This is a genomic window from Lacticaseibacillus rhamnosus, from assembly GCF_900636965.1.
GTDB lineage: Bacteria > Bacillota > Bacilli > Lactobacillales > Lactobacillaceae > Lacticaseibacillus > Lacticaseibacillus rhamnosus.
Genome location: NZ_LR134331.1, coordinates 2,831,313 through 2,857,539, shown reverse-complemented (window position 1 = coordinate 2,857,539; position 26,227 = coordinate 2,831,313). Strand labels below are relative to the sequence as shown.

Genomic DNA, 26,227 nt, shown 5'->3' with positions numbered 1-26,227 from the left:
CTTTTTTTGTACATAGGATGTTAAACAGTGAACAACAGTAACGAGTGCAATGGTTGCAGAAACTAGTTTATTGGAAGCGGTTACTGCAAGCGCTACAATCTTTTTGTAATTAAGGTTTTAATATATCAGTTCACAAAAGTTTCAAGACACCTCATGACAACGGGTGTTCAAGCAATTATTGAAAGCAGAAGTTTAAGTAAGTTACATGAAAGAAGGAGTTGTGTATGTCAAAAGACACCTTTGTTATTTCTAGAAAAACGGATGTTCATACCGATAATATGGCAAATCCGGTTTTAAAAAACGCTGTGGATATTTTACAAAGAGATATTCAAAAAGCAACCACTGGCGAGGCAGATGCGAATCAAATTACTTTGGTATTGAAAAAAGATGCCGATCAAAAAGTTCCTGATACGTTCACGATGCATTATGTTAGCCCACGGAAAGTTGAAATTGTTGCAGCAACGACCCGTGGCTTGATGTATGGTGCCTTAGCTGTTTCTCGTGAAGTGCTTGGAATTGATGACTTCTGGTACTTTATGGATACGCCTATTAAGAAGCAATCGACAGTTAGTTGGACCGACTTCAGTCAACATTTACCCGATTTCCAGACAAAGTATCGTGGTTGGTTCGTTAACGATGAATTGCTGGTTGCAGCTTGGCAGGATCACGATTCCAAAGATTACGTTTGGGATCGCATCTACGAAACCTTACTTCGGGTTGGCGGTAATCTTGTCGTTCCGGGGACCGATAAAGAAAGCCGTTATCATCGTAATGGAGCTCGTGACATGGGTCTTATCATCGCCCATCACCACGCTGAACCACTTGGATCGGAAATGTTTGCCCGTGTTTATCCTACCCTTGAAGCTTCTTACTTGAAATATCCTGAACTCTTTAAAAAGCTTTGGCGCGATAGCATTTTAGAACAGCGTGGGCATGAAGTGGTTTATGGATTAGGGTTCCGGGGTCAGGGCGATCGACCGTTTTGGTTGGATGATGCGTCACATCAGTGGACTGATGAGGAAAAAGCGAAAGTCATTAATGATACCATCAAACTTCAATACGATATGGTTCAAGAACTTGATCCAGGTGCGCAATGCTCAGTTAGCATTTACGGTGAATTGACGGGTTTGTTCAATAAAGGCTTGCTTAAATTGCCACAAGACGTGATTGAGATCTGGGCTGACAATGGCTATGGCAAGATGGTCTCTCGGCGGCAATGGGATGATGATCCGCGTTCACCAGTTTTGACCATTCCTAATAAGGCACACCGCGCTCGGGGTATCTACTATCATGTCACCTTCCATGATTTACAGGCATCCAGTTTCCTGACATTATTGCCAAACAGTCCGCATTTTGTGGCTGAAGAGCTTGAAAAAGTTCGCAAAGCTAAGATGGATACTTTGGAATTAATCAACGTCGGCAATGTTAAACCGCATATCTTATTTATTCGCGAAGTTGCCCGTTCATGGCGCCGAGACTATCAGGTACATAGTGAAGAAGCGATCATTAAGGACTATGTATCACATTACTATTCCGAAGCTCAAAAAGAAATTACAACGATCTACGAAGATTATTTCAAGGCACCCATCCAGTATGGCCCACACGATGACCAAAAAGCCGGCGATGAGTTCGCTACTTATCTAATCCGGAAAGTTGTCAAAGCTTGGATGGGTCATTACCCACAACTTGAAGAAATGAAATGGTTGACAGGCGATGTTTCACTCGATGATCAGCTTACCAAGGTTACAGAGTTGATTGATACAAAATACGCGGAATGGGATCGCCTGTATCGCCGAGCCGTTCAAGTTTACGCAGATATTATGGGTCAACAACCGCAGCGGCTTTTCTATAACGACATGTTGTTGGGAATTGCTGTCCACGCATGTTCACTCCATGCCTTACGTGCTAGCATTCAGGCCTACCGTCATTATCAGCAGGCAGAAATTGTCCATGCCTTCCTTGGTGCAGATGAGGCTGTGCGTGCCAATGATGAAATTATCCGTTTGCGGCGGGACAATCCATCACCAAAATGGGTGGACTTTTTCCATAATGATGCCTATTCAAACATCGAATTGAATGCAATCAAGTTACGGCGCTTGCGTTCTTATCTGCGCGTCTTAGGCGACGGGTCAGATGAGGATGTATGGGAACGTAAATATCTGATGGAGCCAGCAGATGCCCGGGTTATGTTACTTTCTAACACCCACTTGGCACTTTCGGATGATCAAATTGCTAAGAAGTTACGTGAACAACTCATTGACGAAAAGTAGTTAATTGACAAGTAAGTTCTCGGCATCCACATTTTGCCGTTAACTGTACAAACTTTATAAAAGAGGAAAAAAACAATGCAAAATAAAAAAGGCGTTGTCCACGACGGTTGGGACGAATACGCTTCTAAGAGTATTTACCATGCTCGTGGTAAGAAGATCGGAATTGGCCGATCATTAGGATTCGGTGTCTTTTCAATGTTCAGTATTTCCATGCAAGGTTTGGTTGGTGCGTGGTTGCTGTTCTTCTACACCACATTTTGTGGCTTGTCAGCTGGTCAAGGTGCGACTATCTTCCTGATTGGCCGGGTTGCCGATGCAATTGCTTCACTGGTCATGGGCAATATCTCTGATAATATTTACAAGTATAAGATCGGCCGGATGTTTGGCCGTCGCCACATCTTCATTTTGGCAGCTGCACCATCTGTCCTGTTTGCAATCACTTTATGGGTTGCCGGGATGAGTTACTGGTACTATCTGATCACCTACGTCATCACGACTGTCTTGATGTCAGTGTTACAGATTCCTTGGGAAACACTGCCAAATGAAATGACCAAGGATTACAACGAACGGACGACCCTGTCAACAACGCGGATGGTGATTGCCGGTTTGGGTAACATGTTAGCTCAATTTGTGCCAGCCCAACTGTTCCGCTTCTATCCGAAAACGTCCCCGATGCCATATCTGATTATGCAGATCATGTTCTCAGTTGTCACTTTCTTCTTGATTCTGATTACCTATAAGACAACATGGGAACACTTCGTAACCAAGAATGAAGCTAAGAAGTTAGCAGCTCAAGCGCTTGAAGATAACGGCGGTAAGAAGAGTTCACTGAAGTCAGAACTACGCAACTACTTCTCTACCTTCAAGATTAAGAGTTTCCGTACGCACATGGGAATTTATCTGAGTTCTTACTTCGCTTCGATTCTATGGTCCACCACATTTGTTTACTACATTGTCTTCGTACTTGGTAAATCAACAAGTGTATCCGGTATGTTGCAATCGTTAAGTATTGTATCTGTACCAGTTACCATTTTAGCTGGTTACATTGTGACTAAGATTTCACCACGTTCCTTGTACCTGTTTGGCTATTCCTTGATTTTAATCAGTGCTATTGACTGGGTCTTCATTGGTTTAACTAAGCCAGCCGGCATTATGATCTGGCTGATTGTTGGCACGTTGCTTTATGAAATTGGTTTGTACATCCTTTACTTTGTTCCGTGGAATGTCTTTCCGTTCATTCCTGATGTGGATACCTTGGTTACTGGTAAGAACCGTGCTGGCTTGTTTGCGTCAGTCATGGTCTTCATCAACCAGATCAGTCAAGGCCTGGCCTCAGTTGTTGCTGGATACCTGCTTGATGTTTCCGGTTTCCGCCAGTCCACAAGCGGTGCGGTTAGCCAGCCTGCAAGTGCCACAAATATGATTCTGTTTATCGTTTCTGGCGGCGTGGGCATTATGATCCTGATCGCGATGTTCTTTGCGAGCCGGTTCCACCTCAGTAAGAAGACCTTTAATGTCTTAGCCGCTGAGTTAACCCGTTTACAAAAAGGCGGCAGCATGAAGGACGTTAAGCCTGATACCAAACGCGTTTGTGAACAATTGACAGGGGTACCATACGATTCAATTGAATTCTGGCGCAGAAACGATCAGAAGACTAGCACACCTGCTGACACGTCAACTAAATAAGCGTTTGTCAGTCACAAATACCTAATTTAAGGAGGTGATGCTACCCCGAAAAAGCCATTCTTTTCACGCTTATGAATTCGCTTAGATCATCATAAATGCCTAGCAACGTCTACTCCCAGGGTTGCTAGGTTTTTTTGAATAGTCATAGTTGATAGTCGGAACAAACTTAAAAGAACGGCAAGATTGTGTTCGATTTAAAAAAGTTAAAAAGAACGTGATTATTAAAAAATCGATTCTGACAGTAGTATTTAAGCAACTTTCATACTGTCTGGATCGATTTTTGCTTAGCTGCAGAGTAATCAAACGTTGACAGACCTTGAACCAAAGCGACACCGGCTTTGTCACGAACGTAATTGATGGACAACTGTGCGAAATTGCCCTGGTGTCAAGTTTTCCTGGCGTTTAAATGCACGAATCATATAAGTTTCGGAGTTAAATCCTGCTTGTAAAGCGACTTGCAATAATGGTAGATCAGGTTGTTCGATCAGCAATTGTTTTGCCTTAATAATCCGATAGATCGTTAGAAGACGCCGCGGTGTTGTTTGATATAACTCATGAAAAGTTTGCAACATATATTGCACACTATAATTTGTCATTTCCGCAAGCTGGTCATTGGTTAGGTCTTCTTCAAAATGCTGCTGTAATAAAGTTAGAGTCTGTTCAGCTAGTTTTTGCTTGGTAGGATCAGCCTTTAAACGTGCGGTATAAGGTTTTAGCTTGGTTAAGAAATCTTGGATGATAGATGAGGCATGTTCGTCTTGGTAATGATGTTCATGACGATGGCGCATTTGGGTATGGATAAAACCCAACACTTCTGAGCCAAGGACTGGAAAGAAGATTGAATTTGAAGTGTGAATACCCGGGATCATTGCGTCAATGATCGTACCGCCAAAACTAAGATAACTGGTCTGCCAAAGGGATGTAACCGGGTGATAAGCGTAACTAGTGTGAAGATTAATGAGGATGCCTTGACCCGGTCGCAAATGAATTTGTTGGTCGCCAATGGTCAGCTCCCCTTCGCCAATGTCACTTTGCAGCCATTGGTAATAAGCACTGCCTTCAGGTCTTGCCACTGCTGATTGCGTCCAGTGATGGCCCATTTTATGAATCATAAATGCCTGTTTACTAGCGTGGTAGGTCACAGCGGCTTTAGTATCTTTATCAGTGGGGTTATCAATACTGTAACCGCTGATCGTTACATGATTACCGTCACTCCCATAGCGTCGACGCGACTTATCATACCAGTCACCGTGAATGCCCATTGCTTCAATCAATAGTTGATAATGGTCGGGTTGCTCAGTGGGTGAACGGAAACAGACCGTCTCCTCGGTCAGGATACTGTAAAAGTCTGTATAAACTTGAGATCTGATATGCCCTTCTTTATCACGAAGCGTCATTTTAGCAAAACCGCCTTGGGGACTGGTCTGTCCGGTGATCGTAATATTGGTGCCATAAAAAGAAAGGGTTACGCTAGCATCACTTGTCTGGCCAGTCCATGCCAAGGAATTAAAAGTCATCGGTTGGGCATCTTGTTCATACCAATCCCATCTTGGCCAATAATGAGGAATTGATAACTCAGTACCGTTGACCGTTAATGGTAACCAGACATGGGTGCTGTTGTTCAGGTAAGGGTAAGTGTGGCGATCACCTAAATATAAAGGAACCGTTCCCTTTGCAGTCGTGATGAGTGTGACAAAAGCGGTTTGCGAGTTGTAAGTCAATGTTCCTGATGGGCAAAATGGGCCGTGTGGTGTCCAAGGCCCGTTTAAACGGTCAGCGGTAAAATAAATATTATCGTTATGATCCCAGCTGGTTTTTTGTGATGCCAGAAAGAAATAATGATCGTTGAAGTGAAACATTGCAGGAGCCTCGGTGCCAGGAGCAATATTACTAATGACTTTAGCTTCAGCTGTTTTTCCATCAGCAGCTAGGCGATAGATGTCACCTTCATGCGTTAACAGATAATTAGTACCATCATCGTCTGTAAAACTACCGATATGCCACATGCGGATTGTTTGGTTCTCATAACGTAGCGGGCCTTGAAACTCAAACGTATCGGTTAAATGATCGGCTGTAGCATACGCCACAACCGGATCAAATGTACGTTCATCATCGGTGTGCATCAGCATGATATACTGCCCGGTTTTGGCTTGAATCACTTTGACACGGTCACCAATTCGATGCGGACCTAAAAGACCAGACGGCTGAGGAGAAAGTGCGAGACCGGTATCTTTCCAATGTTCTAAGTCGGTTGACACGTACCGTGAGAATCCGGCAAAGGTAATTGAATCAGGTTGATGATATTCACCGAATAAATAATAGTTACCATTTTCTTGAATCAAACAGCCGCCAGAAGCATTAACGACTTGTTGATGCTGATCATACCAGGGAACGCCATTGAAAATGCTTGGCACGATACTACCTCCTCGTCTTAGCTGAAGCGCGATCCTTACATTGGCGAACGCGTTATTCAGAATCTAAACATCCGAAATCATAACAAATTTAATTGCTATCTTAAGCATACGGGAAAAATAGTATAAATAAAACAACAGAACCATTAATCCCTCGTCAGTACTGATAATTGATAGATCCAGACAAAAGAAAAATGCCGTCATCCAAGTCAGATGACAGCATTTTTATGAAAACGAATGATCAATTAATTTGCTTGACTAGAAGCTTGATTGGCATTGGAACTTGGTGAAGAAGCAGCACGACTGGAACTGCTTGAAGTACCGGTACTGCTACTTTCATCGCTACCGCTACTTGAGGCACTACTGCTGCTAGCTTGACTGCCGCTATCACCGTTTGGCCCCCAAGTCCACTGGTAAGAGCCATCACTCATGGTGACTGACTTGACGGTCATGTCGTCAACAGATTTGCCTTGAACCTTAATAGCGGCGACAGCATCATCGTAAGTTTTGTAAAGGCCGCCACTAAGCACGGTTGTCAGGGGTTCAATGCTACCCGTTGAAGCAGGGGTTGATGATGACTGGCCTTGATCATCAGAAGCTGAAGTGCTGCTGCCAGCCGGGTTACTTGAGGACGGCTGGCTTGATTCAGATGGAGTTTGGCTGGAGCTGCTAGATGGCGTCTTTTGACTTGAAGCTGCAGCTGTTGTTCCTACGCCACTAGCTGGTTCGACACCACTAGCAGACGTTTGCTGGTCCGTCTGTTTGCTCTGGCTGCTTGCACTGTTTTGGCCCATCGCAATGTTTGAGTCGTTACTTTCTTGGGAATTTCTCGCTACTTGAACTAGGGGAAGAACGTTTTTGGCAAAATCCTGATTCTCAACATTTTCGACGGCATTGACGGCAAGATCAATGCTGTCGCTGCTGAGGTTTGCCTTTGGATGTTGCATATTCTGATCTTGGTATAATTTTTGAATTTGGGCAATGGCTAGCGACTTCTTGTAAAGCTGATTGACTTGTTGTTGGTAGTCAGCCGCAAATTCAGGTTTGGTATTCGCGATTGCTTTGTAAGCTGCGTTGGCACGGGAACCGTCTTCAGCAGTCTGAGCCAGATTACCGTTTTGTGTTTTTACGGTTTCTTCAATCGTCAGCATATGACTGGCAGCGTCAGCGTCCTGTTTATCTTTGAGGACAACTTTCTTCTGATCGCGATCATCCACATTCTGAGCTAATTGCTCAAGCTTGGATTGCGTAGATGTCACTGCATTCTTAGATAGGTTTTTGGCTGGAAAGGCGCGTTTCGTGGATGTGTATAGTTGGTTAGTTTGTTCCGTTGCCGCTTGGACGGCATGTTGTGTAAATGAGGTATCGATCGTATTCCGCATCCCATAGAAAACGGTCAAGTACCCTGCAATCAAGGTGCCGACCAAGACTTGGAAAATATGTTTTCGCTTCATTGATGCCACCTCCAATATCCTAATGGTACGGGCTGGACTTAACAAGACCATTGCAAACAGGTCACGAAATGGTTCTTTTTTGTTACACATTAATATAGTTGTAATATAAGGGGTTTACTAGTTGAATGCAAGTTTGGTAAGGTGAAGCAAAACTTGCGAGCCCTTGACTTTATTAACGTTGTCTAAATTTAAAAAAATTTTTTCAATATTTTGTTGTCTGGCGCTTTAGCTTAAAAAGTTTGTCAAGCTTTTTAGTTAAATATCGCTTGACAAATAACCTGACAAACGGTTAGAGTTGCAAGTAATCAAATAACCGTTCATGCAAACCTTTGAAGTGGAGATCAAGCTGATGGTGCACGCACAGAGAGCCGGCGTTGCTGAGAGTCCGGCCGAACGCAAGTCAGTAAATGGACCACTGAGGGTTCCCCCGAAAGCACCGCAAGTACGGGGAAACGTGTTGGCATACGTCAGTTGTCGCCGGGGTGTTGGCCCCGGGCTAAGCGTGATCAGAAACTGCCAAATGACACAATACCTAGGCGCAGTCTCATGATCAAACTAAGGTGGCACCGCGGGAAACCGTCCTTAACAAGAAGTTTGTTATGGACGGTTTTTTTGTGTGAGCGCGAGCCAGCGCGGTTAGGGATCGGAGTGTAAGCGGCCTCGGGCGTGATGGCCCGCCCTTGGCCATTGCGGCTGAGGTCCTTACACGCAGACTTCTGCGCTGGCGAGCGCGTTATAGAACGCAAGCCCCAACCAACCAAGTGCCCAAAATAGAACTCCCCCTCGTACACGCGGTCCACTTTACCGCAACCAAACGAAAGGCCTCTATATCAAAAAGCACCCAGCTACCCCAAGCCTCACCATCCGCACTCCCCCTCCTTCGCCTGTACCAAATTCCACCACCAAAAATACTTTCACGAGGTGTACAAAATGAAGAAGCAGCTCTCACTAGGTCTTAGTCTCCTAGGCGTCACCATCCTTTTAGCCGCATGCGGCCAGTCAGCAAAAGCAGCAACCAACCGGCGAACGCTCAACGTTGCAGTCAGCACGGAAGCCAGTTCACTTGATCCGGCTCATGCGGTTGATGCAACCAGCGGCGGGATCCTTCAGCAGATCATGACGCCGCTTTATGATCACGATCAATCCGGCAAAATCATTCCGGCAATGGCCACAAAGGTTGTTAAGCCAACCAACAATGGCAAGACCTACACGCTGACGTTACGGCGCGATGTCAAATGGAGCGATGGGACGCCTGTGACCGCCAAGGATTTTGTCTACTCACTCAAACGCATTGTTGATCCCAAGACTAAAACCGAATTCGCGTATCAATACGATGCGATCGCGAATTATCAGGATATTGTCGCTGGAAAAAAGTCGCCGGATACTTTGGGCGTTTCCGCACCTAGTAAGTACGTACTCAAGATTCAGTTGAGCCAGCCAACGCCTTATTTTTCCAGTCAGATGACCGGTTATTATCCAACCAATGAAGCTGCCGTTAAGCGTTACGGCAAGAAGTTTGGCACGGCTGCCGACAAAATTGTGACCAATGGCGCTTATAAAATTAAGCATTTTAATACGACCAGTGACAGCTGGGATTATGTCAAAGACCCGAACTTCTATGCGGCTAAGTCGGTGAAAATCAATCATGTACACGTCAATGTTTTGAAAGATTCCAGTACCGTTGATAATCTTTTCGCTACAGGCAAGCTGGATGATGCACCGTTATCAGGCAACTTGATCCAAAAAGAAGCGGACAATCCGGCATTGAGCAAAACGCCGGCTGCGAATATGAATTACCTGCAGCTCAACACCAAGAATCCGCAACTGAACAACGTCAACTTACGGCGTGCCATTTCCGCCGCCTTGGATCGCCAAGCTCTCACCAGCAAAGTTTTGCAAGATGGTTCGCAACCGGCTAAGGCATTTGCCCCTAAAGGATTGGCAACCAATCCGACGACAGGTAAAGATTTCACCAGCGATGCCAAAACACCGTTAACCTATTCACCGACGAAGGCAAAGGCCTATCTCAAAGCAGCTTTGAAGGAGCTTCATACCGACAGCATCAGCTTTACGATTCTCACTTCCGATGTTGGTACCGATAAACAAGTGGGCGAATATTTACAAAGTCAGCTCACCAAAGTCCTGCCGCAACTTAAAGTTACCGTGAATAGCTTACCGAAAATGACGCGGATTCAGCGATCATTGAATGGCAAATTCGATGCTGTCTTGATGAGCTGGAATTCAACGATTCAAGACCCCTCAGATTATCTAAACACCGCCACTGCTGATAATATTTCAAACTTTTCGAAATTTAGCGATCACGAGTATACAGCTTTAATGAATAAAGTGAATGATACCAACGGCCAAAGCGCAACCGCACGCTATCAACAAGAACTTGCTGCCAATGCCCGGGTAATTGACGTGGCCGGTTACATTCCTGTTTATCAAAGTGCCAACAGCCGCCTGATTAACACGAAAGTTGGCGGCTTGCATTACAGCATGTTGCAACCGGCTGAATATCGCTATGCATACTTCAAATAAATTAACCAGAAAGCAGGTGTCACGATGACGCTTCCCATGCAAGACTTTTTAACGCAATATCTTCGACTGCAGTCCGTTTCACTGGCGGCTGAAAATCAGATTCCCGAAACCGCAGCCTTTTTAAAGCAACAATTTACTGACCTAGGTGCCACCACCAGCCGAATTCTACGGACGGATGGTGCCAATCCGGCAGTGTATGCAGTGTTTCCCGGCCAAACAGCGGAGGCCCCGATATTACTCTTCTATAATCACTACGATGTCCAGCCGGCCGAGCCGCTGCAGCTTTGGAAAAGTGACCCGTTTGAATTGAAAATAACCGCTACTCATCTCTATGCACGCGGCATCAATGATGATAAAGGTGAATTAGCAGCGCGACTGGCAGCGATTGCCCGGTTGCAAGCACAAGGCGGGTTGCCATGTACGATTAAGTTTCTGGTTGAAGGCGGAGAAGAGCAAGGCAGTCCCCATCTTGATGACCTGCTGACTCAGTATGCCGATCTGCTTGCTTCTGATTTTTGCTTGTGGGAATCAGGTGGACGAAATGAGCAAGGTAAATTTCAAATCTCTTTGGGCGTCAAAGGCGGTGTTGCTTTTCAGATGAGTGTCAAGACCGCTGATTTCGATCTTCATTCCAGTTTCGGCGCGGTGACAGAGAATCCGGCATGGCGGCTAGTTCAGGCACTGGCAACCTTGAAAAATGCTCAGGATGAGATCACCATTCCGCATTTTCTTGATGCGATCAAACCTTTAACGGCGACCCAAAAGCAACTCATTAACCAAGCTGACTTTGATTATGCAGCCTTTGCCAAGAATTATGGGATCACCCGTCCGGCTACGGTGGCAGACGATCAGATCAAAGAAGCTCTGTATAATCGCCCTAGCTTGACCATTAACGGACTTTCAAGCGGTTATGAAGGCCCAGGCATTGGCAAAACGATTCTACCGCATACAGCTTTGGCCAAGATTGATCTGCGGCTGGTTCCGGACCAGACGCCAGCTGAGACGGTGCGACTGGTCAAAGCCGCACTCATAGCAGGCGGTTACCCGGATATTGAGGTCTCGGACTTTCTCGGCGAACCGCCATTTCGCACCGATCCTGACGACCCACGCGTGCAAACAGCGCTAGCATTGGCGCGTGACACTTATGGAGATGATGATGTCCAAGTTGAGTTAAACTCCCCTGGCAGCGGGCCAATGAAGTATTTTTATGATGTCAATCATGCGCCGATTATTTCCTGTGGCATCGGTAATGCTAACTCGACCGCGCATGGCCCAAACGAAAATGTTGCCATTGCGGATTACTTAGGATTTATCGATTATCTAACGCAACTGGTGACCGAACTAGCAGCTTAGTGACGTTCTGCATGCTGTCCGTCATAGGTCATAGCAGAAATGGCAGACAAGTGATCCAACCCTGTGATCAGGATAACGAAAAAAGCCGGGTATCGGCGCGGTGACAATTTGGTCGCGCTGGTACCCGGCTTTTTGATTTTGATACGATTTTATGGCAATTGGCCTGAGGAGCTAGCCGAACTGGCGGCTGAGTTGCTTGGCACGCTTTGACTTTGTTCAGATTCACTATTAGAAGCTGATGAAGATGTCGATTCCTGACTGCTGGTGGATGCTGACGGTGTGCTACTTGTGCTTGTCTGCGATGCGGAACTTGATTCGCCTGATGTTGATGATTCAGATGAACTGGCTTCACTCGTTGTCTGATCATCAGTTGCTGCTTGCTGGGCGGTGGCGATGATTGGCAGCATTTGGTCGGCAAACTGTTGATTATTCACATGTTCAAGGGCAGCCAAAGCGGTTTGCACTTGGGAAGCACTAAGACCGGCTTTTGGCTCCTTGAAGTCGGGATCATCAAATAAACTGGCAATCTTTGCAACCGCCGATTCCTGATCGGATAACTGTGCCACGCGTTTTTGATAGGCCTGAACAAACTCGGGCTTTTGGGTGGCAAGTTCGGATAAGGCCTGGTGTGATTCGTCTGTTAAGGTCTTTAAATCGGATAAGTTAGTGGTGGTTTGTGCAACCGCTTTTTTAACGGTCAGCATATGTTTAGCTGCATCGACATCAGCCTGGGCACTGGCAAGTTTGGCGGCGTATTCAGGTTCCGTGAGCTTTTGCCGCGCTGCGTGTAACTTGGTCGCGACCGCTTCGATCTTTTCTTGACTAAGCTGGTCTGCCGGTAATTGGTGTGCCTTATCCTTGAATAATGTGTCAACTTCTTCGGTGGCAGCTTGAACGGCTTGGGCTGATTGGGTATCAGTCCACATACTATGCATGCCGTAGAATAAGGTAAAACATCCTGCGGTCAGCGTGACGACGATGATCGAAAACAACGTCCTGCGCTTCATGGTTATCTTCCTCCTGAGTCCGCGAACGAACCGCTTCATATGCGGAAATGAAGGACGCCAGACAAAACTTTGTCTGACGCCATCGTGCGGATTAAATGCGCTTCGTTCTTTAGCAAATCCTAATTCTAGCACGTTCTTGGGGAAAAGCAATGAAAACGCATACATTTCATGTGTTATTTATTATGTAAGTGCCCAAAGACTTTTTTCCAGTGCACACTATGGTTACCTAGTGTCACGGTATCATCTATTTTAGCGAATGGTCAGCCAGTAGCCCGCACAGCCGAGAATCAATAAACCAATTAAGTTGAAGATCGTAAAGCCGACAAAAAAGCGTGCATGCGGTCGGCTGCCATAGATCATGTATTGTTTGAAGACAAGCAGATTCGCCATGGAACCAACCAGCGTTCCGACGCCGCCGATGTTGGAGCCGTAGAACAAGGCCTCGACATAACCAGTGAACCGCGCTAAAAGAACCGTTGACGGCACATTGGAGATTGCCTGACTTGTGATGATGCTGCTGAAATAAACAGACGGTTCAGAGTTGATAAGGCTGGATAGAAAATGTGTCACCCAAGGAATTTGCCGCACCACACTGACGATAATGAAGAAGCCGGCAAACGTGAGCACGACCGCATAATCAACATCTTTCATGTCTTTAGGATCCAGCGCTACGGACAACCCAATGGCTAGAATTGCACCCAGCCAAGCCGGAACGACACCAATGACGCCGGCAAAAACCACACACGCAACGGCAATGGCAAACAGGGTCGGACGCATCTGGATGTGAATATGTTCAGTCGGTACTTTTGGCACTGGGACATTACGCAAGAATAAACTCAATAGCACTAACACCAGGAAACTGCACCCCAACAGCGGAATGGACCAACTAAAGAACTGCTGGAGATCGATTTCGAATTGGTGCATCAAGAAGATATTGTGCGTATTGCCAAATGGCGTGAAGGCGCTACCAAAATTAGCGGCCATCCCGATCAAGGTTACTGGAAGAATTTCCGGCAGTTGATATTTCTTGGCTACCCGCAGATATAACGGCACCAAGGTTAAAACCGTCACGTCATTGGAAAGAAACATGCTGGCAAAAATCGCCAGAAAAATAAACCACCATGTTAACTGACGCGTGTTGTTTGCTCGCGAAGTTAACCGATAAGCCCAGTAATCAAGAATATGTAGGTGTTCGAAGATTTGAATCACCGTCATCATGGCAAGAATTGACCATAATGTGGCAAAACTTATGTCGCTTGCTTTAGGCCGTCCGATGAATAAGCTTATGACAACCAACAAGGCGGTGATCTGCAGGACCCGATCTCTGATCAGACGCTGAATAACAATCATCAATTTACCTCATTTGAAAAAACCTCAACTTGTATATTTTGCGCTAAAAACCGAACGATGACAATAGGCAAACGCCGCAAAACGTCTGGTATACTTGAAAAGGATAAGTTACCGGTTGATGAATGACGTGATAAAGGGCTGAGTTGTATGAACATTAAGATCATTGGTGTGGGTAAGCTGAAAGAGAAGTATTTTCGCGACGGCATAGCGGAGTATTTAAAACGGATGGACAAATTTGCAAAAGTTAAAATTGTCGAGGTGGCCGATGAAAAGGCGCCGGAGAATCTTTCCGAAGCCGAAATGGCAGACGTAAAAGCCAAGGAAGGCGATCGGATTTTGAATAAGATCAAAGACAAAGAATGGGTAATCGCCTTGGCCATTGAAGGTAAACAGCGACCTTCCGAAGTTTTTGCCAAAGAAATTGCCGATCTTGGTACATACGGGCATTCGGATATTACCTTCGTGATCGGCGGTTCGCTTGGCTTGTCACCAGCCGTGATGAAGCGGGCCAATGATACGCTTAGTTTCGGCAAGCTGACCATGCCGCATCAGCTAATGCGGTTAGTATTAATGGAACAGATTTACCGGGCCTTTATGATTAATATCGGCAGTCCATATCACAAATGAGCGTGAAGATCCGTCAAAGAATATGAACAGAAAGGGTTATGTGATGACACCAGAAGCGTATTTTACAAAGGCTAAGCAGGCTTTGAACCTGCCAGCACCAACGACTTTACAAAGTGCCTATCAATTCGGCGCCGAAGCAGATAAGTTGGCGGCGTTAGTCCTTGCAGGCAAAAAAACAGCAGCAGCCAGTGCGCGGGATTTGTACGCAGCAGATGAACCATTGCCTCAGGTTGGCGCTTATGGCGTGATTTTAAATGGTGCAGATGAACCGGTTTGTGTGACGTATACAGATGCGGTTGAAGTGCAGCCCTTTTTAGCTGTCAGTGCCGATCACGCTTATCGCGAAGGTGAAGGCGATCGGAGCCTGGCATATTGGCGCGCCGTTCATCTGGCATTTTTCAAAAACGAATACGCAGCAGAGGGGAAGCAGTTTGACCCGGAAACGGCGCGGATTGTGCTTGAGTCTTTTCATGTGGTGTATCCGCTTTGATGTAGCAGTATTTATTGATGCCGAAGAAAAAGTCTCCAATTGCGGAGACTTTTTCTGTACGAGTTAATAGATCTTCACAGCCGGCAGGTCCAATCTTTTGCCAGTGATGATCCCGTTATCAATCAGGCAGTTGAAGACTTGTTGGCCGAAGAACGTTGCACTTTTGGCATCAGAACATCGCTAGCAACCATAACTTTTCATTAATCGTCACCAGCTAGTCAATCCGTGTGTTAAGTTAGTAGCAACCGGGATTTTGAAAGCGAGGTGAGCTGATGCAGATGAGTGAAAAACTTGAGTTGCATGTTAAAGCGGCCATTGCCCAGGCATTAGATTCTGGGGATCATATGATTAGTTTCTATCGAGCGCGTAAAAGCCAGTCCATGTATGTGATTCTTGGCCATTCGCAGAACCAATATTTGCCGATTCGGGTCAGCAATCATCGTTCTTTCAGCGGGTTTCAAAAAGTGCCGACATTTGTCTTGCGCTCACAGGAACAATTGACGGCTGATTTGACGGCGTTCCTGAAGACGGCACCATGGCTGACCTTTTGCTATCGGGATTTTTTCGTCTTGTCACTGGTAAAATATGGGCATCACCATCGGACAACCTTTCAAATTGATGACAGCTATGCCACGTTTTCCCAAGAGTCGCAAGCGATGATCTTTTACCAGCTGATTCAGTTGGGTAAACGACCGCGCGTGATGATGAACGGGTTGTCAGCCGATCTTAATCAGGCACTTGGGCAACTGTATGGAACTGATTTAATTGGCAGCTTTACCAGTCAAAAGTCCCTTCTGATGTACCTGACAGAAGGTGGACGGCGGCTGTTGGATATTTATGCCTGCCAGTATATTGAACAATTTATGGAAGACTATCACGAAACTGACTGGCACAATTTGCAGTTGCCGGCTGCTTGCTTGGCGTCTGAACCGGATCAGGATTAAGCGGATACAAGGGGCGCATGGACACGTCAGGTTTCTGGAGGGGGATGGCAGTATGCTAAATATCAGGCGGTTTCGGTCGGAAGATGCCCAAGAAGTAGCCGCGGTTGTTGCCCAGACGCTGAGAATCTCAAATCGCGCGGATTACTCGCAAGCTTACTTAGAGGCAAGTATTCAGCGAATGAATCCGACTTTCTTCATTGAAAAGGCCAAGCAGACGCATTTTTACTTAGTGTGTGATGCGGATAAAATTGTAGGCACCGGCGCCATCGGACCTTACTGGGGCAGTGAGACGGAATTTAGCTTTTTTGACATTTTCGTGCTGCCAGCTTATCAAAAGCGTGGTATTGGAAAATTGATCATTCAGACATTGGAACATGATCCCTATTTTAAAAAGGCACATCGGGTTGAGATTCCTGCTTCGATTACTGCTGTGAACTTTTACCGCCACATGGGGTATGCGTTTAAAAATGGGGATGCAACGGTGGATGATCAACAGCTTTATCGATTGGAAAAGTTTCCGCAGCGGCATTAACACCGTTCTGTGTGAGTTGAAACTATTATCGGTTGGCGTCACAGTGAAAGGGCGGATTAGAAATGGAAAAGATTACGAATTTTCGGTCACTTGGCGGGTATCGGAATGCGAACGGGCAAGCGGTTAAAGCTGGCTTGATTTATCGTTCCGGTCAGTTGTTTGAACTGGATGAAGCGCAGGAACATTATTTAGCTAAGGATCTAGGCATCAAGCAGATTGTTGACATGCGCAGTGCCGATGAGCGTGCCCAGTTTCCGGATACCGTGTGGCCGGGCGCCGATTATGCGGTGTTGGATATTTTAAAAGACGCCACCGCTAATAATGCCAGTCTCGGCCGTATGATTACCGAGCAAGGCAGTGTCCGCGAAAATATGTTGGCAACGTATGAGCAGCTGGCAGTAAGCAGTTCGGCTCAAACTGGTTATCGCGCATTGATTCAAGCGTTATTGGTGCCAGATCGGCCAACGATTTTTCACTGTTTTGCCGGCAAGGATCGGACCGGAGTTGGCGCTGCGATTATTTTAGAAATCCTCGGTGTATCTGATCAAGACATCATGGCGGATTATCTGCGGACTAATCAGGAACGTAAAAAAGCCAACGAAGAAATTCTCGCTGGCTTAAAAAAGCAAGGGTCTGGCGAGCAGAAACTACAGGCCATTGGCGAAGCGTTAACGGTGGATGCAGCGTATTTACAGCGTTTTTTCCAGGTGGTGACAGAACATTTTGGCTCTTTTGATCAATATTTACATGAGGGGCTGCAATTGTCACCAGCTGAAATTAACCGGTTTCGCGATCTGTATTTAACGAAATGACGGTGACGATGTGATGCCGATTAAGATCGTGTTCATTGATCGTGACGGGACAATTGGAGGCGATGGTCATTTTACGCCTATTCGTCAATTTGTTCCTTTCGCAGGCAGTGTCGCGGGGATTCGCGCTTTGAAAATGGCTGGGCTTCAGGTTTTTGCTTTGACGAATCAGACAAAGATTGCTGCGGGTCAGTTGGACGAAGCAGCATTACGCCGCTCGCTTTTTAAGCTGGGATGTAGCGATGCGTTTATTTGTCCGCACGCTGAAAATGCTGGTTGTACCTGCCGAAAGCCGAAGACCGGTCTTATTGGTCAGGCTCATTTGAAATATCATTTTAAGAATCAGGAAGCGGTAATCATCGGTGACAGTTATCGGGCCGATATGCAATGTGCTGATAACGCCGGGATTCTTGGCATTCATGTTGCAACCGGTCGCGGAAGTGCTGGCCGGCAGGATGTTGTCGGGAACTATGTTGAATGTGCAGATTTGGCAGCCGCTGCAGCTTGGATTCTTCGGTACAATCAACAGGAAAAAGAGGCGAGGTAGGCAATGACCAACATTCGCATCCAAGCAGCTACACCGAACAGTGATTTTGCAGCAATTAAACAAATTTACTATACGACTTGGCAAGTGGCTTACTGGGATCTGATTCCTGCGAGCTTTTTGAAACAGCTGAGTCCGGCCAGCTGGCATCCTGAGCGCCGCTGGCAAAACACGTTCCTAGCAATTGACGACATCGCCGGTATTGTCGGCGTTTGTAGTTATGGACCGGCGCGCATGGCAGAACGTGCTGGGTGGGGTGAGCTTTACTCGATTTATGTTTTGCCAGCGTTTCAGCGGCAGCATGTTGGCGAACGCTTGCTTAACGCCGCGCTCAAGGAACTTGATGGGGCTTATTCGAATGACTATGTGCGCGTACTTGACAACAATCACGCGGCGCAAGCATTTTACCGCCGCTTTGGCTTCACTGAAACTAAGACGGTCCTTGAAGATGCGACGAAATTTGGAACGATTCGGGAACTTGTTATGGTGCGGAAGCCGGCACAGTAATCGGAGGAAAACACCTGCCTCTGCTGATAAACTGCCTATCTTTTTGCATACGCCTATCCCGAAAACGGAAGTGGGGATCTTTTTACCTACCACTCAGGGAACTTAATGGCGCGCGGGGCAGACAAAGTGTCAATCATCAGGTAGATTAGAACTATCATGCAAAAGTGATCCTAATATCATTATTGACGGAGGGCATATGGAAATTATCTTAGTTCAGGGCTTAGGGCAGTCTGCCGATGTTTGGCAACCGGTTCAAAAGCAGTTACGGGTGCCCAGTCGCACGTTTGATGTATTTGCCGGACTAACGCCAAACGACTCGCTGACATTGTCGATGCTCAATGACAAACTGGCAAGGGACTTACAAAAGAATCAAACCCCGGTTATTTTGTGCGGTTTGTCTTTGGGTGCTGTTTTAACGCTAATGCAGCTTTGCCACCCAGCCACTAAAATTGTCGGGGCCTTAGTTAGCGCACCGCAGTACTCACCGCCAAACCGATTATTGATGAAGGCGCAAGATGTGATGTTCCGATTTCAACCAGATTCGGCATTCGCTGATCTAGGTGTTACCAAATCGCAAGTACGTACCTTGACTGATTCGCTGATGCAACTTGATTTAAGGGCGAAGTTGGCAACCGTTGCCGTCCCGACCACAATCTTATACGGGTCTCGCGACTGGGCTAATCGCGGTGCAGCCAAGCGCTTGAACCGGTTAATGCCGCAAAGTCAACTTGAGGTTCTAGCAGGCGGGCATGAGTTGAACATCACCCAACCCCAAGCGTTTGCGGAGGCGATACAGCAGGTGGTTGAACGGGTAAAGTGATTTGATGATCTCTAGGAAAAAGAAGAAGCATTAATAGTTGACGTCTAGTGCGAATTGGCAGTAGATTAACGCTAGGAAAAGGATCGTGGCGCCGTTCGATACTTTTACTAGGAACTTAGCTCGCATGTCAGGTTAACAAGCCATTTGCAACAACGAGTTGGCTCGCACAATTTGAGGTGGTCACCATGATGTTCGGTGATGTCATTAACGTTTTATTTACGTCTGTTGTTATTTTATGGATCGTTAAAACCTACAAAGGCAAAATTGATCATCGCACCAAAGAACTTATCGCAATTGTGATCGGTTTGATCATCATTGGAAATCTGGCCGGGTTCCTCATTGTCCAATCCGGCAGCCGCTGGGCACTGACCTATACGCTTTCATTTGTTTTTGTTCAGTGGGTCATTCTCTGGTCTTTTGCACGGAATTTCTAAAGTGCTCGACAGGGTTTAGTTACCACAGTATTTACTGACCCCGCAGCAATTAAAAAGCAATCGCTCGTCAGTTTTTGGAGACGAGGCGATTGCTTTTTAAATACCCATTATGTCCAAGTACCTGACGCATGGATTTGATAGTGCTTTGAAAATTGTTCTTTCGTGACAACACGATGATTTGTAACGTCTAGATAATCTCCTAAATAACCGATCGAAGTGATGCCGAACATAACACCATGATCATGGAAAATATCGGCTTTTTCGTTTTGCAAGCTTGGGATCATGGGTGAATACAAACCGGCCATGACAATTCGAAGGCGATCATCTAACCACGTAAGGTAATTTTGATCAAACGCCTCTTGTACCCAATCAGGACGTTGGTTCGTCTTGCTGATTTGCCAAACCGTGGCGGGACGATTTTTGTAAAATGTCTGCATAGGATTAGACCTCACTTTAAGAAAGTTCGTTACTTCATCGGAGAATAAATGCGGGAAGACAGTATCGAATATGAAGATACTATTGATGACTCGTCGCCATATTGTAACCTGAAATAACCAGAAAAGAGAAGGAGAACGGATTGGCAGTTGTAGACTTGAACCATTTTTTTAAAGTTAAGATCAGGAGTTTACGATAAATCAACATGGGCATGTCATTCTGCAATCACAAGCTGCACGTGGATTTCGGCTTTCTTTAACTGAAATAAGTATCAAACAATTTATTGCAAGTTCAAGCTGGATTTAAATGCCGGATTTAAATCAAGTTAAGTTGAAATAATTAATTGACACCGATATTTAATGTAGTTACAATCAAATCATTAGTTATATCTAATTTGCGGTAGCGTGTTTTAAAATTAGAAGATTTTCGCAATTAATTCATCTAATTCAGCGATGGAACAGAAAGACAAAGAATGTGTGGTAATACAACATGTGGTAATACAACAATTATCACTACTTCTGTGAAGCTTTTAGCTAGGTGATTTGTCAAACATACAGAAGAGCAAATATTAAAGCATTCCAGTTCACTGCTGGACTTAGGACTGGTCAAACAGTCTTGTTGCAAACTAAGACATATTGTGTTCTAGAAAACTGAGGCTAGGATCCATAGTCAATATCATGCGGAGCGGATAGATAAGCATAAATTCTGTCCATTGCTTTAGCTTTTTTGACGACCGCTTACGGATTACGGATCACAAACCCGCTGGCGTTCAAACAGTGTAAGAGATGATATCACTTTAACGGCGCGTGGAGGCTATTATGAGAAAATACATGAATAAGCGGTCACTCTTAGTTTGTATTATATTATCTGCATTTTCAGGCTTGATGATTCCATTCAATACATGGGCCTATTCGCAAATCTTTGCATTGGTGAGCCAAAAGCGGGTAGTGGTGGTAATAGAGACAATTGGCTTCATTATTTTTGGGATGATAGCACTGTCAACGATTGACTGGCTTTATCAACGATATTTGAATAAAAATATTGCAGACTTTAATCAAAACGTCCGTGTGGGGCTTATTCAATCCAACTTTATCGAAACAAATGAGGAAGGGGTCTCTGATCGTACTTCTTTTTTAAACAATGACCTAGATTTGATCGAGAATAACTATATCCGACAAGCTTTTACGTTGGTTCAGTCAGTCTCAACGGTCCTCTTTACACTGGTAGTTGCACTTCGGGGAAGTGTGGTATTGACCATAATCTTCGTCTTATTTGGTAGCGTAACGCCTTTTATTCCTAAAATATTTAAATCTAAGATTGAGAAAAAATCTCAAAGCTGGAGTTCGGCAATGGGGAGTTACGTCACGTTCATGACAGATCTCATGCGTAATATAAACTCTGTCTTAAGTTATAATGCGCTATCCTTTTTCTTAAAGCGCGGTCAGGGCGTTATTGCAAATGGCGTCGAAAACAGACGACAACGAGACAACGTTATTGCAAATAGTAACTTTGCAGCTGAGGCGCTCGCATATACCATGACTTATATTCCTATTGGTATTGGTATAGTTATGGTGATTAAAGGGAATGTTTCTTTGGCCGGTTTTGTGGCTGTCCAGTACTCAAGTAGTTGGATTATTAACGTCTTTCTCGGTATTGCGCGGGCAAATAGCATGATGAACGCAGCACGACCTTCTATTGCAAAAATTACATCTTTTCAACCTCTTGATCCTAATTTGTTCACTTCAGCGGGCAGTACACGGACCTCGATTCCCTTCGCCACCTTAGCCATGGATGAAGTGGATTTTTCATATCATTCAGAAAATAGTCCCAGTATTCTACGTGATGTTTCGTTCCAAATTAACAGTGGCGAAAAGGTGTTACTGACAGGTCCATCTGGTGCTGGAAAATCGACTTTTATCAATATTCTCATTGGTCAAATCAAGCCACGAAAAGGCACAGTGCAACTTAAAGAAACGCAAGGAGACACCGTAGCACCATTACCCGACATGTTTGGCGTGGTGCGTCAAAGCTCAAGTATCTTTACGGATAGCATACGAATGAACTTAACATTGGGAAGAGAATTTACGGATGAACAGATTCTCATAGCACTTAAAAAAGCGGGATTATCTGAATTTGTTCGAGTTAATGGTATTGACTATATGGTTGCGGAAAATGGAACGAACTTATCAGGAGGAGAACAAAAAAGGATCGAATTAGCTCGTGCATTTTTATACAATAAGACATTCTTAGTGATTGACGAAGGTACTGCATCGCTTGATCCTAAGACTGCTGACGAAATTCATATGATTTTGCTAAATAGTCCATTAACGATTTTGGAAATCGATCATCATATTGATCCGAAGATGCAACGATTATTTAACCGCCATTTGAACTTGAGCGATGGAACAATAAGAGATGTGACTGAGGGATAGATGCTATAGTGGAATCAAGAAATTACTTACGATGAGCAGGCGGACTAATGGTAATCAGTTAGATTAGAAATATAACGGAAATCAAACCGTCGATTAATTGCTTTATGGAGAAATCCCTGGAGTTTTCTTTGTTCAGTGCCACGAGATACGGCCAAGGATTAAGCGGGTGAAACGCTCCAAGAAATAGATTAAGAGAATCAAACTATAGCGCTTACTTTTTCCTTGCCTCGTGTTAAACCTTAAATAAGGTCAGAAAAAAGTAAGAATAAAGCTAGGGGTGGCACGTATGTCTTTGTCCCATAAAAAGTTCTTAGAAGCAACCGTAACTAGCAAAGGTCAAGTAACGATACCTGCCGAAATTAGACGGCGGAGCGGTATAAAGAAGAATACCAAGGTTCGATTCAACATGATGGAAGATGGAACAGTGCAAATGCGTGTTATAAAGGGGTGTAAAATGGAAGGCAAAGAGGAATTAATTACCACCATCCAGGATCTTATGGACAAATATAAAACCGGCATTGACTATTTGAAGGATAAGTAACGTGGAATGTTTAATCGAGGAACAATTGATAGCCGTCAATGTCGTGATTCAAAAAAGGAATGGCCAAACCTCAGCGTTAATAAGCGGACAGCTTGTGTCGCGCACATCCATTTGACACCACCTAAAATATGTGAAAAGATAACTACTAATCGCAATTCAATAACCAGTCACTACCGGGTGACAGTATCGCAACCGCATTAGGTCTATGCAGCGGTTGCGGATACTGTCGCCTTTTTTATTGGGTAGCGGACCGGTTAAATGACAGGAGGAACAAGAAAATGCAGTGGTTTTATTTAGTGTTAGCAGGCGGATTTGAAGTTGTTTGGGCAACCTTTATGAAGTTATCTCACGGTTTTACGCGCTTGGGCTTTGCTTTGGCGACATTAGCCGGGATGATTCTCAGCTTTGGGTTTCTGGCATTGGCGGTGAAGCATTTACCGTTGAGTCTGGCTTATCCGGTTTGGACTGGCATTGGTGCCGTGGGATCGATTATTGTCGGGGTGATTTTATTTAAGGACCAGTTACAACCGGCGACTTGGTTTTTCATCGCCTTGTTAGTCATTGGCATCATCGGAATTAAAGTGACGAGTAGGTGAGGATTTTCACCTTTTGCGTGCTAGACTTAAACCATTAACTGGAGGTGAGGTAATGTCACCGAATCGGATTAAGCGTAGACTTCAAGTCGTTCTTCCTGAAGCCTGATAGGGGACATTGTAAATGGTGAGTTTGCGGAAACGAACGAGTCAAATTAAAAAAGGTGTGAATACGACATGAATGAAGAAGCATCGTGGCTTGAAGAAAGTCACCTAGCAATGCATGGTTGGGATTTTAGTCACTTAAAGGGTCGTTGTGAAACCGAGTCGCTGCCATGGAATTATAGTGAGTGGGTACAGCAGCATCTCCAGTCTAGTGATGAGTGGTTGGATATGGACACAGGGGGTGGCGAGCTGATGCAGACGTTTAAACACCCTGTTGCTAAAACCTCGGTCACGGAAGGCTGGCAACCCAACATTGACTTGCTGAAGCGAACCTTGGTGCCACAAGGGGTGACGCTTTATGCCGACCCGGATGGACAGATGGCGCAGGTGCCAGATCAGCATTTTGATATCGTGACCAACAGTCATGGCGGCTTGCCGATTCCGGCGATTGCTCGGGTACTTCGCTCAAAAGGGATTTTCGTTTCGCAGCAGGTGGGCGCAACTAACAATTACTCGTTGTCACGGTTTCTAGATCCCGCGTATGTACCCGCTTTTCCTGACAATAACCTTCCGCAAGTATTGACGCAATTGCAGGATCACGGGTTTGAAATCTTGAAGGCAGATGCTGCGTTTGTCAAAATGCGTTTCACGGATGTTGGTGCGATTGTTTATTATGCAACGGTTATCCCGTGGGAGTTTCCAAACTTTGACGTTAACCAGGCTATGCCAAAGCTGCATCAGCTCCAAGATATGATTGCCAGTGTCGGCAGCGTCACAACGTTTGAGGATCGGTTTATTGTTTTGGCGCGAAAAAAATAGCCAACTTTCTGCATTCGAAAGTGGCTACGGAGATGCGTTGGTTGCTTAGTCGATGTTTATCAGCGAGTCTACAAAAAATCGCGGCCAGTTGGCTAGCATTCTCTGAATAATAGTGAGAGTCAAAAAGTTAGCGTTCCCATAGCTTTTCTTGATTTTCTGCATCCCATTCACCGTTCTTGAATTTGCCGATGTGATCTTCGTAAGTGGCAATCTTATAAGCCAAAATTTTTCGTGTTTGTTGGAGTTCGACAATTTTCTCGTCAAGCTCAATAAGTTGATTTTGTAAGATTGCCTTCTGTGCAGCATCTACTTGCTTGAGTGATGAACCGTTGTTTGACTCGCGCTTTTTAGCAAGCTGCGTGAATTGCCTGAGAGCATCAATGCCCATGCCTGCGCGGCGCAGACTTCTCACTAAATAGATCCAGTTTAAATCGCGCGTTTGATAATCACGAAATCCCGATGCTGCGCGATGAACAGGCGGCACAATTCCTGTTTTTTCATAATAACGCAACGTATCTGGTGATAAATCAAATAGGTCAGCAGCTTTTTTGATATTCATAATTTTGATCACTCACTATTTTTCGATTTGTGAAGACTGGCCAATCAATCTTAGATGTCTCTTTCTTGCAAAAACTTCACAAACATATCTACCGAGTCAGGAGAGTTGTGATCAAAGAATTGACTAGTATTGGTATCCAGTGTGGCAATTTGGGCTTTATCCTCATGGGTCAAAGCAAAATCAAAAATGTCAATGTTTTGAGCCATGCGCTCAGGTTTGACAGATTTTGCAAGACTGACGATGCCGCGTTCAAAGTTCCAGCGTAAGATGACTTGTGCCGCAGACTTGCCATATTTTTTTCCAATGGTGGTTAAAGTTTTATTTGAGAAAATGCCGTCTTTCCCTTCAGCAAAAGGTGCCCATGCTTCGAGTAAAACATGACCGCGTGCTTTGGCGTTCATTAAGTCTTGCTCGCGTTGGTAGAAGGGATTGATTTCGATTTGATTGACTTGAACTGGAGCATCTTGAAAAGCCACAATATCGGCCAGACGCTCGCTATTGAAGTTTGATACGCCAATCGCGCGAATCTTTCCCGCTTTTTGGAGATCGGCCAGAGCCTTGAAAGAGCCAAAAACATCGCCATAGGGTTGGTGGAGCAGTACTAAATCCAAATAATCCGTTTGTAGTTTTGTCAGTGAGGCTTCCACGGATTTTGCAGTCGCTTCGTAACCGTAATTGCTTAACCAGATCTTGGTCGTCAGGAAAATCTTATCACGAGGGATCTTGGTTGCGGCCAAGGCTTCCCCTACCTCAGCTTCATTCATATAAGACTGTGCCGTATCAATATGCCGATAGCCGACATTCAAGGCTTCCAACACCGCCTGTTTTGTCTGACCTTGCGGAATTTGGAACACGCCAAAGCCCAGTGCGGGAATCTCGACACCGTTGTTTAATGTAAAAGTCTGCATTTATAAAATCTCTTTTCTTTTATTTGCTGCCCTTGTTATAAACCTTGGAGCGCACT

24 protein-coding genes are annotated in these 26,227 nt (G+C 45.2%); 17 read left to right on the top strand and 7 right to left on the bottom strand.

The genetic code is table 11. The annotated features are described in order from the left end of the window. Nucleotides 1-224: 224 nt before the first annotated feature. Both EL173_RS14390 and EL173_RS14385 read left to right on the top strand, forming a co-directional pair. Nucleotides 225-2,270: a glycosyl hydrolase 115 family protein gene (locus EL173_RS14390; RefSeq protein ID WP_005690650.1), complete on the top strand. Its 2,046-nt coding sequence runs from the start codon at nucleotides 225-227 to the stop codon at nucleotides 2,268-2,270. 75 nt (nucleotides 2,271-2,345) lie between these two features. Beyond that, nucleotides 2,346-3,956: an MFS transporter gene (locus EL173_RS14385; protein ID WP_005690651.1), complete on the top strand. Its 1,611-nt coding sequence runs from the start codon at nucleotides 2,346-2,348 to the stop codon at nucleotides 3,954-3,956. Between the two features lie 341 nt (nucleotides 3,957-4,297). Here the strand turns inward: EL173_RS14385 and EL173_RS14380 are convergent, their stop codons facing one another. Together EL173_RS14380 and EL173_RS14375 are read right to left on the bottom strand one after the other, a co-directional pair. Beyond that, nucleotides 4,298-6,370, bottom strand: coding sequence for a helix-turn-helix domain-containing protein (locus EL173_RS14380; RefSeq protein ID WP_005690652.1), 2,073 nt, complete (start codon nucleotides 6,368-6,370; stop codon nucleotides 4,298-4,300). A 242-nt stretch (nucleotides 6,371-6,612) separates the two neighbouring features. Then, nucleotides 6,613-7,821: a hypothetical protein gene (locus tag EL173_RS14375; RefSeq protein WP_014571709.1), complete on the bottom strand. Its 1,209-nt coding sequence runs from the start codon at nucleotides 7,819-7,821 to the stop codon at nucleotides 6,613-6,615. A 930-nt stretch (nucleotides 7,822-8,751) separates the two neighbouring features. On the opposite strand from EL173_RS14375, the gene EL173_RS14365 reads away from it, so the two are divergent. Further along, complete coding sequence (locus EL173_RS14365) at nucleotides 8,752-10,362, top strand: peptide ABC transporter substrate-binding protein (RefSeq protein WP_005690654.1); 1,611 nt, start codon at nucleotides 8,752-8,754, stop codon at nucleotides 10,360-10,362. A gap of 24 nt (nucleotides 10,363-10,386) precedes the next feature. Then, nucleotides 10,387-11,715: a M20/M25/M40 family metallo-hydrolase gene (locus EL173_RS14360; protein WP_005690655.1), complete on the top strand. Its 1,329-nt coding sequence runs from the start codon at nucleotides 10,387-10,389 to the stop codon at nucleotides 11,713-11,715. Nucleotides 11,716-11,864: 149 nt separating this feature from the next. On the opposite strand, the gene EL173_RS14355 is transcribed toward EL173_RS14360, so the two are convergent. Together EL173_RS14355 and EL173_RS14350 are read right to left on the bottom strand one after the other, a co-directional pair. Continuing rightward, complete coding sequence (locus tag EL173_RS14355; RefSeq protein WP_019728569.1) at nucleotides 11,865-12,722, bottom strand: hypothetical protein; 858 nt, start codon at nucleotides 12,720-12,722, stop codon at nucleotides 11,865-11,867. Between the two features lie 249 nt (nucleotides 12,723-12,971). After that, the gene (locus EL173_RS14350) at nucleotides 12,972-14,072 is read right to left on the bottom strand and encodes an SLC13 family permease (RefSeq protein ID WP_005684993.1); all 1,101 of its coding nucleotides are present in this window, start codon (nucleotides 14,070-14,072) and stop codon (nucleotides 12,972-12,974) included. A 147-nt stretch (nucleotides 14,073-14,219) separates the two neighbouring features. On the opposite strand from EL173_RS14350, the gene rlmH reads away from it, so the two are divergent. The 9 genes from rlmH to EL173_RS14305 all read left to right on the top strand — a co-directional run bounded on the left by rlmH (nucleotide 14,220) and on the right by EL173_RS14305 (nucleotide 19,779). Then, the gene (gene rlmH, locus EL173_RS14345) at nucleotides 14,220-14,699 is read left to right on the top strand and encodes a 23S rRNA (pseudouridine(1915)-N(3))-methyltransferase RlmH (RefSeq protein ID WP_005684992.1); all 480 of its coding nucleotides are present in this window, start codon (nucleotides 14,220-14,222) and stop codon (nucleotides 14,697-14,699) included. A 43-nt stretch (nucleotides 14,700-14,742) separates the two neighbouring features. Continuing rightward, nucleotides 14,743-15,189 (top strand): ASCH domain-containing protein, encoded by a 447-nt coding sequence (locus tag EL173_RS14340; RefSeq protein ID WP_014571706.1) that lies wholly within the window; start codon nucleotides 14,743-14,745, stop codon nucleotides 15,187-15,189. Between the two features lie 272 nt (nucleotides 15,190-15,461). Continuing rightward, on the top strand, nucleotides 15,462-16,133 hold the full coding sequence (locus EL173_RS14335) for a hypothetical protein (protein WP_005690662.1): 672 nt from the start codon (nucleotides 15,462-15,464) through the stop codon (nucleotides 16,131-16,133). Nucleotides 16,134-16,185: 52 nt separating this feature from the next. Further along, nucleotides 16,186-16,665: a GNAT family N-acetyltransferase gene (locus tag EL173_RS14330; protein WP_005690664.1), complete on the top strand. Its 480-nt coding sequence runs from the start codon at nucleotides 16,186-16,188 to the stop codon at nucleotides 16,663-16,665. A gap of 62 nt (nucleotides 16,666-16,727) precedes the next feature. Then, nucleotides 16,728-17,477, top strand: a complete 750-nt coding sequence (locus tag EL173_RS14325; protein ID WP_005690666.1) for a tyrosine-protein phosphatase — start codon at nucleotides 16,728-16,730, stop codon at nucleotides 17,475-17,477. Nucleotides 17,478-17,490: 13 nt separating this feature from the next. Beyond that, on the top strand, nucleotides 17,491-18,021 hold the full coding sequence (locus tag EL173_RS14320; RefSeq protein ID WP_005690668.1) for an HAD-IIIA family hydrolase: 531 nt from the start codon (nucleotides 17,491-17,493) through the stop codon (nucleotides 18,019-18,021). Between the two features lie 3 nt (nucleotides 18,022-18,024). Next, nucleotides 18,025-18,525, top strand: coding sequence for a GNAT family N-acetyltransferase (locus tag EL173_RS14315; protein ID WP_005690670.1), 501 nt, complete (start codon nucleotides 18,025-18,027; stop codon nucleotides 18,523-18,525). 196 nt (nucleotides 18,526-18,721) lie between these two features. Further along, nucleotides 18,722-19,345: an alpha/beta fold hydrolase gene (locus EL173_RS14310; RefSeq protein ID WP_005690671.1), complete on the top strand. Its 624-nt coding sequence runs from the start codon at nucleotides 18,722-18,724 to the stop codon at nucleotides 19,343-19,345. Nucleotides 19,346-19,530: 185 nt separating this feature from the next. Beyond that, entirely contained in the window at nucleotides 19,531-19,779 is a 249-nt protein-coding gene (locus tag EL173_RS14305) for a hypothetical protein (RefSeq protein ID WP_005690673.1), read from the top strand. A 107-nt stretch (nucleotides 19,780-19,886) separates the two neighbouring features. Here the strand turns inward: EL173_RS14305 and EL173_RS14300 are convergent, their stop codons facing one another. Further along, entirely contained in the window at nucleotides 19,887-20,216 is a 330-nt protein-coding gene (locus EL173_RS14300) for a hypothetical protein (protein ID WP_019728568.1), read from the bottom strand. 816 nt (nucleotides 20,217-21,032) lie between these two features. Between EL173_RS14300 and EL173_RS14295 the strand changes: the two genes are divergently transcribed. The 4 genes from EL173_RS14295 (at nucleotide 21,033) to EL173_RS14280 (ending at nucleotide 24,704) form a co-directional block, all read left to right on the top strand. Beyond that, on the top strand, nucleotides 21,033-22,646 hold the full coding sequence (locus EL173_RS14295) for an ATP-binding cassette domain-containing protein (RefSeq protein WP_014571705.1): 1,614 nt from the start codon (nucleotides 21,033-21,035) through the stop codon (nucleotides 22,644-22,646). 286 nt (nucleotides 22,647-22,932) lie between these two features. Beyond that, entirely contained in the window at nucleotides 22,933-23,187 is a 255-nt protein-coding gene (locus tag EL173_RS14290) for an AbrB/MazE/SpoVT family DNA-binding domain-containing protein (protein WP_005684981.1), read from the top strand. 278 nt (nucleotides 23,188-23,465) lie between these two features. Further along, nucleotides 23,466-23,783, top strand: a complete 318-nt coding sequence (locus EL173_RS14285) for a DMT family transporter (RefSeq protein WP_005690679.1) — start codon at nucleotides 23,466-23,468, stop codon at nucleotides 23,781-23,783. Nucleotides 23,784-23,957: 174 nt separating this feature from the next. Continuing rightward, nucleotides 23,958-24,704: a hypothetical protein gene (locus EL173_RS14280; protein WP_005690681.1), complete on the top strand. Its 747-nt coding sequence runs from the start codon at nucleotides 23,958-23,960 to the stop codon at nucleotides 24,702-24,704. A 127-nt stretch (nucleotides 24,705-24,831) separates the two neighbouring features. Here the strand turns inward: EL173_RS14280 and EL173_RS14275 are convergent, their stop codons facing one another. Both EL173_RS14275 and EL173_RS14270 read right to left on the bottom strand, forming a co-directional pair. After that, nucleotides 24,832-25,263: a MerR family transcriptional regulator gene (locus tag EL173_RS14275; protein ID WP_005690683.1), complete on the bottom strand. Its 432-nt coding sequence runs from the start codon at nucleotides 25,261-25,263 to the stop codon at nucleotides 24,832-24,834. Nucleotides 25,264-25,313: 50 nt separating this feature from the next. After that, nucleotides 25,314-26,171 carry an aldo/keto reductase gene (locus tag EL173_RS14270; protein ID WP_005690685.1) on the bottom strand — a complete coding sequence of 286 codons (858 nt, stop codon included), beginning with the start codon at nucleotides 26,169-26,171 and terminating at the stop codon, nucleotides 25,314-25,316. Nucleotides 26,172-26,227 lie beyond the last annotated feature (56 nt).

What these genes read in the sequence shown, in the direction of transcription:
- EL173_RS14335 (WP_005690662.1), top strand. Translation starts at nt 15,462, where the DNA reads ATGCAGATGAGTGAAAAACTTGAGTTGCATGTTAAAGCGGCCATTGCC.
- EL173_RS14300 (WP_019728568.1), bottom strand. Translation starts at nt 20,216, where the DNA reads ATGCAGACATTTTACAAAAATCGTCCCGCCACGGTTTGGCAAATCAGC.
- EL173_RS14320 (WP_005690668.1), top strand. Translation starts at nt 17,491, where the DNA reads ATGCCGATTAAGATCGTGTTCATTGATCGTGACGGGACAATTGGAGGC.
- EL173_RS14390 (WP_005690650.1), top strand. Translation starts at nt 225, where the DNA reads ATGTCAAAAGACACCTTTGTTATTTCTAGAAAAACGGATGTTCATACC.
- EL173_RS14385 (WP_005690651.1), top strand. Translation starts at nt 2,346, where the DNA reads ATGCAAAATAAAAAAGGCGTTGTCCACGACGGTTGGGACGAATACGCT.
- EL173_RS14280 (WP_005690681.1), top strand. Translation starts at nt 23,958, where the DNA reads ATGAATGAAGAAGCATCGTGGCTTGAAGAAAGTCACCTAGCAATGCAT.
- EL173_RS14285 (WP_005690679.1), top strand. Translation starts at nt 23,466, where the DNA reads ATGCAGTGGTTTTATTTAGTGTTAGCAGGCGGATTTGAAGTTGTTTGG.
- EL173_RS14325 (WP_005690666.1), top strand. Translation starts at nt 16,728, where the DNA reads ATGGAAAAGATTACGAATTTTCGGTCACTTGGCGGGTATCGGAATGCG.
- EL173_RS14295 (WP_014571705.1), top strand. Translation starts at nt 21,033, where the DNA reads ATGAGAAAATACATGAATAAGCGGTCACTCTTAGTTTGTATTATATTA.
- rlmH (WP_005684992.1), top strand. Translation starts at nt 14,220, where the DNA reads ATGAACATTAAGATCATTGGTGTGGGTAAGCTGAAAGAGAAGTATTTT.
- EL173_RS14270 (WP_005690685.1), bottom strand. Translation starts at nt 26,171, where the DNA reads ATGCAGACTTTTACATTAAACAACGGTGTCGAGATTCCCGCACTGGGC.
- EL173_RS14315 (WP_005690670.1), top strand. Translation starts at nt 18,025, where the DNA reads ATGACCAACATTCGCATCCAAGCAGCTACACCGAACAGTGATTTTGCA.
- EL173_RS14340 (WP_014571706.1), top strand. Translation starts at nt 14,743, where the DNA reads ATGACACCAGAAGCGTATTTTACAAAGGCTAAGCAGGCTTTGAACCTG.
- EL173_RS14305 (WP_005690673.1), top strand. Translation starts at nt 19,531, where the DNA reads ATGATGTTCGGTGATGTCATTAACGTTTTATTTACGTCTGTTGTTATT.
- EL173_RS14350 (WP_005684993.1), bottom strand. Translation starts at nt 14,072, where the DNA reads ATGATTGTTATTCAGCGTCTGATCAGAGATCGGGTCCTGCAGATCACC.
- EL173_RS14375 (WP_014571709.1), bottom strand. Translation starts at nt 7,821, where the DNA reads ATGAAGCGAAAACATATTTTCCAAGTCTTGGTCGGCACCTTGATTGCA.
- EL173_RS14365 (WP_005690654.1), top strand. Translation starts at nt 8,752, where the DNA reads ATGAAGAAGCAGCTCTCACTAGGTCTTAGTCTCCTAGGCGTCACCATC.
- EL173_RS14360 (WP_005690655.1), top strand. Translation starts at nt 10,387, where the DNA reads ATGACGCTTCCCATGCAAGACTTTTTAACGCAATATCTTCGACTGCAG.
- EL173_RS14290 (WP_005684981.1), top strand. Translation starts at nt 22,933, where the DNA reads ATGTCTTTGTCCCATAAAAAGTTCTTAGAAGCAACCGTAACTAGCAAA.
- EL173_RS14330 (WP_005690664.1), top strand. Translation starts at nt 16,186, where the DNA reads ATGCTAAATATCAGGCGGTTTCGGTCGGAAGATGCCCAAGAAGTAGCC.
- EL173_RS14275 (WP_005690683.1), bottom strand. Translation starts at nt 25,263, where the DNA reads ATGAATATCAAAAAAGCTGCTGACCTATTTGATTTATCACCAGATACG.
- EL173_RS14310 (WP_005690671.1), top strand. Translation starts at nt 18,722, where the DNA reads ATGGAAATTATCTTAGTTCAGGGCTTAGGGCAGTCTGCCGATGTTTGG.
- EL173_RS14355 (WP_019728569.1), bottom strand. Translation starts at nt 12,722, where the DNA reads ATGAAGCGCAGGACGTTGTTTTCGATCATCGTCGTCACGCTGACCGCA.